Raw genomic sequence first — 13158 nt, forward strand, 5'->3', positions numbered from 1 at the left:
GTTCAGCCCCCATCCAATAGCGGAGCACCTTTGAGCGACCAGCCGAGCCGGCGTCCCCAGAAGCAGGGAAAGCCCGCCAAGCCCCACCGCCGTCCCAAGAAGGACCCCGTCCGTTTCCTCGCCTTCGAGGCGCTGCGGGCCGTTGACGAGCGGGACGCCTACGCGAACCTCGTCCTGCCGCCGCTCCTGCGCAAGGCCCGCGAGAAGGAGGGCGCCGACAAGTTCGACGCGCGTGACGCGGCGCTCGCCACCGAGCTGGTCTACGGGACGCTGCGCAGGCAGGGGACGTACGACGCGATCGTGGCCGCCTGCATCGACCGGCCGCTGCGCGAGGTCGACCCGCCGGTGCTCGACGTCCTGAACATGGGCGTGCACCAGTTGCTCGGCACGCGCATCCCCACGCACGCCGCCGTCTCCGCCTCCGTGGAGCTGGCGCGCGTGGTGCTCGGTGACGGGCGGGCCAAGTTCGTGAACGCGGTGCTGCGCAAGGTCGCCGCCGACGATCTCGACGGCTGGGTGGAGAAGGTCGCGCCGCCCTACGACGAGGACGCCGAGGACCATCTCGCCGTCGTCCACTCGCATCCCCGCTGGGTCGTCTCCGCGCTCTGGGACGCGCTCGGCGGCGGCCGTGCGGGCATCGAGGACCTCCTGGAGGCCGACAACGAGCGGCCCGAGGTGACGCTCGTGGCGCGGCCCGGACGGACCACCGCCGATGAGCTCCTCGACGTGGTCGGGGAGGAGTCCGCGCTGCCGGGGCGCTGGTCCCCGTACGCCGTGCGGCTCAGCGAAGGCGGTGAGCCCGGGTCCATCGAGGCCGTGCGCGAGGGCCGGGCCGGGGTGCAGGACGAGGGCAGTCAGCTCGTCGCCATCGCACTCGCGAACGCCCCGGTCGAGGGGCGCGACGAGAAGTGGCTCGACGGATGCGCCGGGCCGGGTGGCAAGGCCGCCATGCTCGCGGGTCTCGCGGCCGGGCGGGGCGCCGCCCTCCTCGCCGCCGAGAAGCAGCCGCACCGGGCCCGTCTCGTGGCGCAGGCCCTGCGGGGCAACCCGGGTCCCTACGAGGTCATCGCCGCAGACGGCACCCGTCCGCCGTGGCAGCCCGGCACCTTCGACCGCGTCCTGATGGACGTGCCCTGCACGGGACTCGGCGCCCTGCGCCGCCGCCCCGAGGCCCGCTGGCGTCGCCGCCCGGAGGACCTGGACAACTTCGCGCCGCTGCAACGCGGGCTGCTGCGTACGGCGTTGGAGTCCGTGCGGGTCGGGGGCGTCGTCGGGTACGCCACCTGTTCACCGCACCTCGCGGAGACGCGTGCCGTCGTCGACGACGTGCTCAAGCAGCACGAGGGGGCCGAGCTCATCGACGCCCGGCCGCTGATGCCGGGTGTTCCCGCGCTCGGTGACGGACCCGACGTCCAGCTGTGGCCGCATCTGCACGGCACCGACGCGATGTACCTAGCGCTCATCCGGCGGACCGCCTGACGAGACCTTCGCCGGAGCCGGTGTGCGGGGGGCCGCCGGGTCCTTGCTCAGGGCGTGCGGCCACCACACCTTCGGCCCCACGTCCAGGAACAACGCCGTGACCAGGACGGACCGTACGACGAAGGTGTCGAGCAGGACGCCGACCGCGACCGCGAAGCCGATCTCGGCGAATCCCACCATGGGGAGCGTGCCGAGCGCGGCGAACGTGCCCGCGAGGACCAGGCCCGCGGACGTGATGACCGCGCCGGTCGCGGCGAGGCCCGTCAGCACGCCCGCACGGGTGCCCTGGCGGCCCGCCTCCTCACGGATGCGGGTCGTCAGGAAGATGTTGTAGTCGATGCCGAGCGCCACCAGGAACACGAAGACGAAGAGCGGGAAGTCCGTGGACTCACCCGCGTAGTCGAAGACGTGACGGAAGACGAGCGCGCTGATGCCCAGCGCGGCGGTGAAGGAGAGCACGACCGTCGCGATCAGGATCAGCGGCGCGATCAGGGCGCGCAGCAGCAGAGCGAGGATCAGCAGGACGACCACGAGGACGAGCGGGATCACCAGCTTGTTGTCGTGGGTCGTGGCGCGGTCCATGTCCAGGATGGCCGCCGTGTTGCCGCCCACCTGCGCGTCCGCGTCGGGCACGGCGTGCACCGCGTCGCGCACCCGCTCCACGGTCTGTTTGGCCGCCTCGCTGTCGGAGGCGTCGGTGGTCGTCACCTCGAACAGGACCTTGCCCTCGTACTCCGGTTTCGTGCCCGGCGGTACGACGATGCTCTCCGGGACCACCCCGCGCGTCCCGGCGACCGCGCGGCGGACCTCGGCGCCCTGGCCCTCGTTCGCCACGATCACCAGCGGGTCGCCGCTGCCCGCGTCGAAGTACTCGGCCTGTACTTCCTGGCCCACGATCGAGTCGGGCTTGTCCGTGAAGGAGTCCGCGTTGCTGAGACCCTCGGCCCGCAGCTGCGTCATGCCCAGTGCCAGGGCGGCGAGCGCCACCGCGGTGATGCCCCAGGTCAGGCGGGGGCGGCGGGCGATGCGGCCGCCCGTGCGCGCCCAGAAGCCGCGCTCGGTGGGCTCCTGGGAGCCGTTGTGCGGGACCAGCGGCCAGAACAGCCACCGGCCGCAGACCACCAAAAGCGCGGGGAACAGCGACAGCATCGCGATCAGGGCGACCGCGACACCGATGGCAGCGACGGGACCGAGGCCCCGCGTCGAGTTCATGTCGGCGGTGAGCAGCACGAGCATGCTGACGACGACCGTGGCGCCCGACGCGATGACCGCGGGGCCCGCCCGGTGCAGGGCCAGCTGCATCGCCTCGTGCCGGTCCTCGTGGCGGCGCAGCTCTTCCCGGTAGCGGGCGACCAGGAGCAGGGCGTAGTCCGTCCCCGCCCCGAAGACGAGGACCGTCAGGATGCCCGCGCTCTGGCCGTTGACCGTCAGGCCCGCGTGCTCCGCGAGGAGGTAGATCAGCGCCTGCGCGGTGAAGAGGGAGACGACCGCCGAGATGAGCGGGACGATCAGGAGCACCGGACTGCGATAGGTGATCAGCAGGATCACGACGACGACGCCGGCCGCCGCGAGCAGCAGCGTCGAGTCGAGGCCCTCGAACGCCTCGGAGAAGTCCGCCGACGTGCCGCCGGGGCCGGTGACGTGCACCGCGAGCCCGCCGGTGCTCTCGCCCGTCAGAGCCCGGATGGAGTCGACGGCCGGCGCGATCCGCTCCCAGCCCTTCTCGTCCATGGTGATGGGGACGAGGACCTGCGCGGCCTCGGCGTCGACGGGCCTCTTCGTGTCGAAGACGGGACCGCGGGTCTCCTGTCCCCGCACGCCGTGGGCGCGCAGCTCCTTCAGCTCCCTGACGTCCTTCGCGATCCGCGCCCGGTCCGCGACGGTCAGTCCGCCCTCGCGGGCGTACACGACGATCGCGGGGATCTGTTCGGGCCTGAAGTCCTCGGAGATGTCCAGGACTTGGGTGGACTCCGCGGATCCCGGCAGCCAGGACGACGCCTGGTTGTCCTGCGCGTCCGTGAGCTTCTGGGCGAGCGGAGCGGCGGCGACGATCACCACCAGCCAGAACAGCACCACGAGCCACTTGGTGCGCCGCCCGCACACCAGCCAGGCCACGCCTCGGCCCGCCGTGCGCTGCCCGTCCGACCGTACGTCCGACCGTTCGTCTGGCATGGCTGCCCCCGCTGCCTCACGTGGTGCCGGTGGACCGCCCAGCATGGCACGCGGTCCATGGTCAAAGGAGCCCGTCGGCCCACGCTTCGGACCGCGCAAGGCAACGAGCGCCGGGCATGGCAGTCTTGGGGCATGGCCGTGCAGATCAACCCCAGCATCCTGTCCGCGGATTTCGCCCGTCTTGCCGAGGAGGCAAGGGCGGTCGAAGGTGCCGACTGGCTCCATGTCGACGTCATGGACAACCACTTCGTTCCCAACCTCACCCTCGGGGTGCCGGTCGTAGAGTCTCTCGCCCGGGCGACGGACACGCCGCTGGACTGCCATCTGATGATCGAGGACGTCGATCGCTGGGCGCCGCAGTACGTCGAAGCGGGCGCCGGATCGGTCACTTTCCACGCGGAGGCTGCCGCCGCCCCCGTCCGCCTGGCCCGCGAGATCCGCGCCAAGGGCGCCCGCGCCTCCATGGCGCTGAAGCCCGCGACGCCCATCGAGCCGTACGAGGACCTGCTCCCCGAGCTCGACATGCTGCTGATCATGACGGTCGAGCCGGGCTTCGGCGGCCAGGCGTTCCTCGACATCATGCTCCCGAAGATCCGCCGCACCCGTGAGTTGATCAGCAAGCACGGCCTCGAACTCTGGCTCCAGGTCGACGGCGGCGTCTCGGCCGCAACCATCGAGCGCTGCGCCGAGGCCGGCGCCGACGTCTTCGTCGCGGGCTCCGCGGTCTACGGGGCCGACGACCCGGCAGCGGCGGTACGTGCACTGCGCACCCAGGCGGCCGGGGCGACGTCCTCGGCGGCATGGGCATGCGGCCACTGAGCCACGGATACGTGAACGCAGTCCTTCAGGGCTGATCAAGTACGTCAGATCTGCAAGGATGAACGGCGAACCCTGGTTGCGCTGCGGCAATGCGCGAGAAGCCGTGGCAATGTGCGCGAAGCCGCACCAATGCGTGTGAATGCGTATGCGGGTGACCGCGTGAACAGCAGTTGCTTGAAATGACAGTCTTGAAATGACAGTGAGGAGACCGTCGTGTCGACGGGCGGCCGGTCAGCCATGCGGATGGGACCCGCGGAGCTGGTGCAGGCGGCGGCCATGGCCCGCCGCTTCTATCTCGAGGGCAAGTCCAAGATCCAGATCGCCGAGGAGTTCGGCGTCAGCCGCTTCAAGGTGGCCCGGGTCCTTGAGACGGCCCTGGAGCGTGACCTCGTACGGATCGAGATCCGTGTGCCCGCCGAGCTGGACGCGGAGCGCTCGGACGCGCTGCGCGCCCGCTACGGCCTGCGGCACGCGGTCGTCGTCGAGTCGCCGGCCCCGGCCGACGAGATCGACGAGTCGCCCGACCCCGAGAACCTCGGCGAGGTGGCGGCCGACCTGCTGGGCGAGCTGGTCACCGAGGGCGATGTCCTCGGCCTCGCGTGGGGGCGCTCGACCATTCACATGGCGGCCGCCCTCGACCAGCTGCCGCCGTGCACGGTGGTGCAGCTGACGGGGGTGTACGACGCCGGGACGGCCGAACGCGGCTCCGTCGAGGCCGTGCGGCGTGCCGCGCAGGTCTCCGGCGGCGAGGCCCACCCCATCTACGCGCCGATGCTCCTGCCGGACCCGGCCACCGCGGCGGCCCTGCGCAACCAGACGGGCATCGCCCGCGCCTTCGAGTACTTCGACAAGGTGACCGTGGCCGCGGTGTCCATCGGCTCCTGGGAGCCCGGCATCTCCACCGTCCACGACATGCTCAGCGACGAGGAGCGGGCGCACTACGCGTCCCTTGGCGTCGCCGCCGAGATGTCCGCGCACCTCTTCGACGCGGAGGGGCGCCGGGTCGGGCGCGACCTGGGGGAGCGGTGCATCACCGTCGAGGCCGACCGGCTTCGACGGATTCCCGAGGTCGTCGCCATCGCCGGTGGGCAGCGGAAGGCCGCCGCGATCGACGCGGTGCTTCGGTCCGGGCTCGTCACCAGCCTGGTGACGGACACGGCTGCCGCGGACCAGCTGATGGTCATGGGGCACACCCCGCATCCCGCCCTTGACCGGGCGGACCCGGACGGCAGCTGACCGCCCGCGGGCGCGCTGCGGCTGGTCGCGCAGGGCCCTGTGGCAGCATCTGCCGCATGCTGACCCGGTTCGTCCCCCGTCTGCTGGGGGCGCTGCTCGTCTGTCTCGCCGTGCTGCTGGCCGGGTGCTCCTCGGACAGCGGCGGGAAGGACGGGAGCAGCGCGTCCGCTCCCGCCTGGGCGCCGCACGGCATGGCCACCGTCCGGGCCGAGCGGCTGCCCGCCGAGGCGCGGCGGACGTTGCGGCTCATCGAGGACGGCGGGCCCTTCCCGTACGCCAAGGACGGGTCCGTCTTCGGCAACTTCGAGGGCGAGCTGCCGAGGCAGCGGCGCGGCCACTATCGCGAGTACACCGTGCGCACGCCCGGCGAGCGCGACCGGGGCGCACGGCGGATCGTCACCGGGAGCGGCGACGAGACCTACTACACGGACGATCACTACGCGTCCTTCAAGGCGGTACTGAGATGACGCCCGAACCGCTGGCAGCCGTCCTGGAGGCCGTACGGGCCGCCGGGCTCGGCACCGTCTCACTCGACCTGACCGGGGTGCGCGACAAGGCCGCCTTCATGGACCGCTGCGCCCGTGCGCTCGGCCTGCCCGACTGGTTCGGCCGGAACTGGGACGCCCTCGCCGACTGTCTCACCGACCAGGGGCGTGCACCCGGACGGCTGCTCGTCGTCACCGGCTGGCAGGAGTACGCCGAAGCGGCGCCCCAGGAGTGGATCGTCGCCCAGGAGGTCTTCACCGACGCGGTGGTGTACGCCAGGGAACGCGGCTCGGGCCTGGAGATCGTTCTCGCGCTCGGCAGCCGTGCCTGAGCGGACGGTGACCGCCGTGGGCCGATCTTGGAGGATCCGACCAGGGCCCTCACGGTCCGGCTGGGTGATCGTCCCAGGCGGCGCATCACCCGGGGCATGGGACACTGAAGTACGTGCTTTTCCCTCGGCCTAACTGTCCGGGGGCCACCTCTGATCGACTGGGATGAGCAGCACGTGCGTTTCCTCAATGACATCCAGCCTGCGTACGACCTGACGTACGACGACGTCTTCATGGTGCCGCGGCGTTCCGCCGTCGGATCGCGTCAGGGCGTGGACCTCTCGTCGCCGGACGGCACCGGCACCACGATCCCGCTGGTCGTCGCGAACATGACCGCGATCGCCGGACGCCGGATGGCCGAGACCGTCGCCCGCCGCGGCGGCCTCGTCGTGATCCCGCAGGACATTCCGATCGAGGTCGTCACCGAGGTCATCTCCTGGGTCAAGACGCGCCACCACGTCCTTGACACCCCGATCGTCCTGGCCCCCACGCAGACCGTCGCCGACGCGCTCGCGCTGCTTTCCAAGCGCGCGCACAACGCGGGCGTCGTCGTGGACGCCGACCAGAGGCCGGTCGGCGTCGTCACCGACACGGACCTGAACGGCGTCGACCGCTTCACCCAGCTCTCCGAGGTCATGTCCAAGGACCTCGTGCTGCTCGACGCGGACATCGACCCGCGCGACGCCTTCAACAAGCTGGACGCCGCCAACCGCCGCTACGCCCCCGCGGTGGGCAAGGACGGCCGCCTCGCCGGCATCCTCACCCGCACGGGCGCCCTGCGCGCGACGCTCTACTCGCCCGCCCTCGACGCCGACGGCAAGCTGCGCATCGCCGCCGCCGTCGGCATCAACGGCGACGTCGCGGCCAAGGCCAAGCAGCTCCTCGACGCCGGCGCCGACACCCTCGTCGTGGACACCGCGCACGGTCACCAGGAGTCGATGATCGCCGCGGTCAAGGCCGTGCGCGCGCTCGACCCGCAGGTGCCGATCGTCGCGGGCAACATCGTCGCCGCCGAGGGCGTACGGGACCTGATCGAGGCCGGTGCCGACATCATCAAGGTGGGCGTGGGCCCCGGCGCCATGTGCACGACGCGCATGATGACCGGCGTCGGCCGGCCGCAGTTCTCCGCGGTGCTCGAATGCGCCGCCGAGGCCGCGAAGTTCGGCAAGCACGTGTGGGCCGACGGTGGCGTCAGGCACCCCCGCGATGTCGCCATGGCGCTGGCCGCCGGTGCGTCGAACGTCATGATCGGCTCGTGGTTCGCCGGGACGTACGAGTCCCCGGGCGACCTGCAGCAGGACGCCAACGGCCGCCTCTACAAGGAGTCGTTCGGCATGGCGTCGGCGCGCGCGGTGAAGAACCGCACGAGCGAGGAGTCGGCCTACGACCGCGCCCGCAAGGCGCTGTTCGAGGAGGGCATCTCGACCTCGCGGATGTTCCTGGACCCGGAGCGTCCCGGCGTCGAGGACCTGATCGACTCGATCATCGCGGGCGTCCGTTCCTCCTGCACGTACGCGGGTGCGGGCTCCCTGGAGGAGTTCGCGGAGCGGGCCACCGTGGGTGTGCAGAGCGCCGCGGGCTACGCGGAGGGCAAGCCGCTGCACGCCAGCTGGAGCTAGCCGCTGCGCGGGGCGCTGCGTGATGCGGCCGCGGGTCCGCCGTGGCTGGTCGCGTAGTTCCCCGCGCCCCTTCAGGGGGCGCCCCGGCCTCAGGCCCGCCCCCGCGGCAGTTCCTTTCGCAGCGCTGACGTCACCGCCTCCGCGAGGAGCGCGTGGCCCGCGTCGCCCGGATGTACTCCGTCCACGAGGTGCCCGGCATCCAGCAGGCCGCCGCCCGGCAGCAGGTCGGCGCCCGCGTCCAGGGCCGCCCGCTCCATGGCGGTGCGCAGGTCCCGCAAGGTGGCGCCGAGCACGTTCGGCACCGTCTCGGCGTCCGGGCGGACCACGGGGGAGACGACCAGGAGGGGAACGGCCGGGTGTCCCCGGCGCACCAGGTCCAGGAACGCCCGGGCCGTCTCGTACAGCAGCCTCGCCGTGTGCGGCACCCGCGACCAGCAGTTCGTGCCGAAGGCGAGGGTGATGAAGTCGGCGTCCAGCGTGGCGAGTTGCTCGGCGGACGCCAGCTCCCCGCGTGCCGCTCCCGCGTACCCGAGGTTCACCGTCTCCACGCCGAGTGCGCGACCCGCCAGCGCGGGCCACGCGAGGTGGGGGCGGCTCGTGGACCACCCCTCGACGATCGAGTCGCCGTACACGAGCCACCGCGGCTGCTTTCGCCGGGGCCGCAGCGTGCCACCACCGACGGGACGCAGGTCGGTGAGGGTGGGGCGCAGTGCCTGGGGAAGGTGGAGGATGAAGTCGCCGTCGGGGCAGGGCAGTTCGATGCGCACTGTGTGGGTGCCCGAGGTCGCGGGGGTGTCGCGGGCGGGTGCCGGTGCCGGGGCCGGAGCGGCGTCTTGTGCGTGTGAGCCGAGGGCCGCCGCATCACCACCCCGCGCCGCAGAAGCGCCGCCGCTGCCCGCGGGACTGTCCGCCGTGGTGCGGCCGTCGGCGCTCTCCGCCGGATTGTTCGTCGGCGCACCGATCTCGGTGCTCTCCGGTGGGTCTCCCGCCCTCCTGCGGGTTTCCGCGCCCTCCTTTGGGCTGCTCGCTCCCGCCTGCGCGCCGCCGCCCCCGGTGGCCGAGTCCGTGAGTAGCGTGAAGACCGGGGGTGCCGTGCTGTACGCGTCTGTTGGTGAGGGGTGTGATGCGGTGTACGTGAGTTCCACGGCGCTCACTCCGCTTGCCGTGAACTGCAGCCGCACCCCGGCCGGGAGACCCGCCCGCTCCCACGTGTCCCCGGGCAGCCGGGCGCGATCGGCCGGATCGGCACGCACCACCCGGCCGTCCTCCGTCCACCAGGGCGCACCCCGCACGAACTCCCTCATCGTGCGCCCCCGATGGTCGGATACGGGAACTTCACGCCGACCCCGCCGTCCACGACGAGCGTCTGCCCGGTGATGTACGAGGAGAGCGGCGATGCGAAGAAGAGCAGGGCGGAGGCGATGTCCGAGGTCTCGGCGACCCGGCCGAGCGGGGCGTTGCGGGCGTTGCGCTCGCGGCCCTCCTCGCCTATCAGGCCCGCCACGCGCGGCGTCCACACCACTCCGGGCGCCACCGCGTTCACCCGCACCCCGCGCGGGCCGTACTCCACCGCCGCCGAGCGGACCAGGGAGATCAGGCCCGCCTTGGCCGCCCCGTACGCGGCGTGCAGGGGCGCCGCCGTCATCCCCGACACCGACGCGACGAAGACGAGCGGGCCGCCACCCGCGTCGGCGAGCGCCGCGCCGCCGTACTGGACCGCCAGCCAGGCGTGCCGCAGGACGAGGGAGAAGTGCCAGTCCCAGGAGGCGTCGTCCAACTCGTCCAGAGGTGTGTAGCGGGCCATGCCGACGATGTCGACCACGCCTCCGAGGGGGCCCAACTCCCGCTGTGCGTAGGCGAAGAGCTCCCTCATCTCCTCGCGTCGCGTCACGTCCGCGACGTACGGGACCCCGCCTGTCTCGGCGGCGACCGCCTCCGCGCGGCCCTTGTCGAGGTCCACGCACAGGACGCGCGCGCCCGCCGCCGTGAGCGCGTACGCGGTCTGGCGGCCGATGCCGTTGCCCGCGCCGAGGAGGACGAAGGCGCGGCCGTCCAGGCGGTGCAGGGTGGCGTAGTCGGGGACGGGGGAGGTGTCGAGCGGCTCGCTCACGGTGCCGCCCGGCGGGGCCGGTAGGACGCCAGCTCGGGGATGACTTCCTTGCCCAGGATCTCGATGGTGCGCAGGATCTCCTGGTGCTCCAGATAGCCCCACTGGACGTAGCAGATGAGCTGGTCGATGCCGAGGTCGGCGTAACGCTTCGCCTTGCGGACGATGGTCTCCGCGTCACCGATGAGGATCATGTCGCCGTCGTTGAACTCCTCTACAGGGACGTTCCCTTCGATGATCGGGGTGAGGAAGGGGAACGTCCGCTCACGCTCGTCGGGGGTCAGGTGCGGCAGCTCCCAGTCGAGCGTGAACTGGGCCAGGTTGCGGTACCACCAGGCCACCGAGTCCCAGACCCGCCGCGAGGGCCGGTCCGCGACATGCACCAGCGTGTACGCGCTGACGCGGTCCGTGGTGACGTCGGTGATCGGGGACGGGGTGCGGGCCGCCGCGCGGTAGGCGGCGACCTGACGGGCCATCGCGTCGAGCGGCTGCATGATCGAGAACGAGAGCAGGCCGAGGCCCGCCGCGCCCGCCACCTCCGCCGAGCCGGGGGATGTCGCCGCCATCCAGCAGGGTGGGTGCGGGTCCTGGACCGGCTTCGGGGTGACCATCCGCCGGGGGAAGGTGAAGCGCTCCGACGCGTAGGCGAAGTACTCCTCGCGCCACATCCCCGTCACGATCTCGATCGCCTCGCGCCAGTCGGACCGCGACTGCTCCCGGTCGACGCCGAAGGCCGTCTGTTCCATGGGGGTTGAGCGGCCCGTGCCCCACTCCACGCGCCCGTCCGACAGCACGTCCACGGCCGCCACCTTCTCCGCGATCCGCTGCGGGGGAGTGAAGCCGAAGGGGGTGAGGGTGACGCCGAAGCCGAGCCGTATGCGCTCGGTGAGCGCCGCGAGGTGCCCGAGGAGCACCTCGGGGGCCGGGCAGTGCGAGCGGCCCTCGCGGAAGTGGTGCTCCACGGCCCACACCGTGCGGAAGCCGACCCGGTCCGCGAGCCGGATCTGCTCCACGGCCTCGCGGTACGCGCGCTGCTCGGCGGTGCGCTGGCCGTGCGGATGGGGTCCGTTCCAGGGCTTCGGCACGTCGATCTCGTACAGCACATCGAGGTCCATCGCCTGCTGCCTCCCTCTCGACCGGGGTGCACGATGGGGGAGATCTGACGAAGTGTCAATGACTTCCCCGACGCCCCGGCACGCAACGGACGAAACGGACCGCGCAACGAAGACCCGCGGGACGGGGAAGTACGCAACGATCATGCGGGCTTGCGCAAGGTTGCTGCATTACGTACGTGAAGCTCGCCTCATAGAGTCATCCGCTGTACGTGGTGTGGCGGGGACCGCCTGCTCGGCGGTCCCCATCCATGCATGGGAGCTGCCGCCGGTTCCGCCCGCCCTGACCGCCTGACCGGCAGCGATGAAGGAGCCATGCGTGCTCGACCAAGGCGCACCCCCGCAGAACCGACCGAGTCCCCAGGGGGTCGCCGGGTTCGGCAGCCGCCTGATGCGGCGCAAGCCGGTGGAACTCCTGGTCGCGGAGGGCGGCCAGGGTGAGGGCGGCTCACTGCGGCGCTCACTCGGCATGTGGCAGCTGACCATGATCAGCATCGGCGCCACCCTCGGCACCGGCATCTTCGTCGTCCTCGGCGAGAGCGTCCCCAAGGCCGGGCCCGCCGTCACCATCTCCTTCGTGATCGCCGGCCTCACCGCCCTCTTCTCCGCGCTCTCGTACGCCGAGCTGGCCGGCTCCATACCGGTGGCGGGCTCCTCCTATTCGTACGCGTACGCAACCATGGGCGAACTCGTGGCCTGGGTCTGCGGCTGGTGCCTGGTCCTGGAGTACGGCGTGTCCGTGGCGGCCGTGGCCGTCGGCTGGGGCGAGTACCTCAACGAACTGCTCGACGGCACCATCGGCGTCACCATCCCGGACGCCCTCTCGGCGGCGCCCGGCGAGGTCGACGGGGCCATCATCAACCTGCCCGGCCTGATCGTCGTGCTGCTCGCCATGGTGTTCCTGCTCGGCGGCGCCAAGGAGTCGGCGCGGGCCAACACGATCATGGTCATCGTGAAGATCGCCGCGCTCGTGCTCTTCTGCACCATCGGCTTCATGGGCTTCAAGTCCGGCAACTACGCGGACTTCATGCCGCTGGGCACGGCCGGTGTCAGCGCGGCCGCCGCGAGCCTCTTCTTCTCGTACATCGGCTTCGACGCCGCCTCCACCGCCGGTGAGGAAGCCAAGAACCCGCAGCGCGACCTGCCGCGCGCGATCATGCTGTCGCTGATCATCGTCACGGCCCTCTACGTCCTGGTCGCCGCCGTCGCCGTCGGCGCCTGGAACTGGAAGGACTTCGAGGGCTCCGAGGCCGCGCTCGCCGCGATCATGAACGATGTCAGCGGCCAGAGCTTCTGGGGCACGCTGCTCGCCGCGGGCGCCGTCATCTCCATCGCGTCCGTCGTCCTGACCGTGCTCTACGGCCAGACCCGCGTCCTGTTCGCCATGTCCCGCGACGGCCTGGTCCCCAAGGCGTTCGGCAAGGTCAGCAAGAAGACCGGCACGCCCCGCGTGAACACCGTCATCGTGTCGCTGTTCTGCGCCGCGCTCGCCTCGGTCATCCCGCTCGGCAAGCTCGTCGACGCCACCAGCATCGGCACGCTCTTCGCCTTCGGCCTGGTCAACATCGCCGTCATCGTGCTGCGCCGGACCCGCCCGGACATGCCGCGCACCTTCCGCGTGCCGCTCGGCTGGCTCTTCCCGGTCCTCGGCTTCGCCTTCTGCGCGTACAACATGTTCAGTCTCGACACCGTCACCTGGGTCGTCTTCGGTGTCTGGATGGCCGTCGGCCTCGTGTTCTACTTCCTGTACGGCATGAGCCGCTCCCGATTGGCCTCCGCAGAGAAGTGATCCACCCCCA

Annotated in this window: 11 protein-coding genes; 7 read left to right on the forward strand and 4 right to left on the reverse strand. The window is 71.6% G+C overall.

The genetic code is table 11. The features are described from left to right. Positions 1–30 precede the first annotated feature (30 nt). On the forward strand, positions 31–1479 hold the full coding sequence (locus tag AB0M70_RS18685; RefSeq protein WP_365821047.1) for a transcription antitermination factor NusB: 1449 nt from the start codon (positions 31–33) through the stop codon (positions 1477–1479). Here AB0M70_RS18685 and AB0M70_RS18690 read toward each other — a convergent pair. Then, complete coding sequence (locus AB0M70_RS18690; protein WP_365821048.1) at positions 1453–3651, reverse strand: MMPL family transporter; 2199 nt, start codon at positions 3649–3651, stop codon at positions 1453–1455. The genes AB0M70_RS18685 and AB0M70_RS18690 overlap by 27 nt on opposite strands. 132 nt (positions 3652–3783) lie before the next feature. On the opposite strand from AB0M70_RS18690, the gene rpe reads away from it, so the two are divergent. From rpe to AB0M70_RS18715, 5 genes are all read left to right on the forward strand, one after another. Further along, positions 3784–4470, forward strand: a complete 687-nt coding sequence (gene rpe, locus AB0M70_RS18695) for a ribulose-phosphate 3-epimerase (RefSeq protein ID WP_365821049.1) — start codon at positions 3784–3786, stop codon at positions 4468–4470. Between the two features lie 237 nt (positions 4471–4707). Continuing rightward, the gene (locus AB0M70_RS18700) at positions 4708–5706 is read left to right on the forward strand and encodes a sugar-binding domain-containing protein (RefSeq protein ID WP_363211159.1); all 999 of its coding nucleotides are present in this window, start codon (positions 4708–4710) and stop codon (positions 5704–5706) included. 56 nt (positions 5707–5762) lie between these two features. After that, the gene (locus AB0M70_RS18705) at positions 5763–6173 is read left to right on the forward strand and encodes a ribonuclease domain-containing protein (RefSeq protein ID WP_365821050.1); all 411 of its coding nucleotides are present in this window, start codon (positions 5763–5765) and stop codon (positions 6171–6173) included. Then, complete coding sequence (locus tag AB0M70_RS18710) at positions 6170–6523, forward strand: barstar family protein (RefSeq protein ID WP_365821051.1); 354 nt, start codon at positions 6170–6172, stop codon at positions 6521–6523. Before AB0M70_RS18705 ends, AB0M70_RS18710 begins: the two co-directional genes overlap by 4 nt. A 174-nt stretch (positions 6524–6697) precedes the next feature. Further along, positions 6698–8140 (forward strand): GuaB1 family IMP dehydrogenase-related protein, encoded by a 1443-nt coding sequence (locus AB0M70_RS18715; protein WP_365821052.1) that lies wholly within the window; start codon positions 6698–6700, stop codon positions 8138–8140. Positions 8141–8229: 89 nt separating this feature from the next. Here the strand turns inward: AB0M70_RS18715 and AB0M70_RS18720 are convergent, their stop codons facing one another. Genes AB0M70_RS18720 through AB0M70_RS18730 form a run of 3 tightly spaced genes read right to left on the reverse strand, consistent with a single transcriptional unit; the run spans position 8230 to position 11362 of the window. Beyond that, the gene (locus AB0M70_RS18720) at positions 8230–9444 is read right to left on the reverse strand and encodes a GDSL-type esterase/lipase family protein (protein ID WP_365821053.1); all 1215 of its coding nucleotides are present in this window, start codon (positions 9442–9444) and stop codon (positions 8230–8232) included. Continuing rightward, positions 9441–10250, reverse strand: coding sequence for an SDR family oxidoreductase (locus tag AB0M70_RS18725; RefSeq protein WP_365821054.1), 810 nt, complete (start codon positions 10248–10250; stop codon positions 9441–9443). The genes AB0M70_RS18720 and AB0M70_RS18725 overlap by 4 nt, the downstream gene beginning before the upstream one ends. After that, positions 10247–11362, reverse strand: coding sequence for an LLM class flavin-dependent oxidoreductase (locus AB0M70_RS18730; protein ID WP_365821055.1), 1116 nt, complete (start codon positions 11360–11362; stop codon positions 10247–10249). Before AB0M70_RS18730 ends, AB0M70_RS18725 begins: the two co-directional genes overlap by 4 nt. Positions 11363–11678: 316 nt before the next feature. Here AB0M70_RS18730 and AB0M70_RS18735 point away from each other — a divergent pair, with 316 nt between their 5' ends. Further along, a complete protein-coding gene (locus AB0M70_RS18735) occupies positions 11679–13148 on the forward strand; it encodes an amino acid permease (protein ID WP_365821056.1) in 1470 nt (489 codons plus the stop codon). Positions 13149–13158 lie beyond the last annotated feature (10 nt).

This window comes from Streptomyces sp. NPDC051214 (genome assembly GCF_040682375.1).
GTDB lineage: Bacteria > Actinomycetota > Actinomycetes > Streptomycetales > Streptomycetaceae > Streptomyces.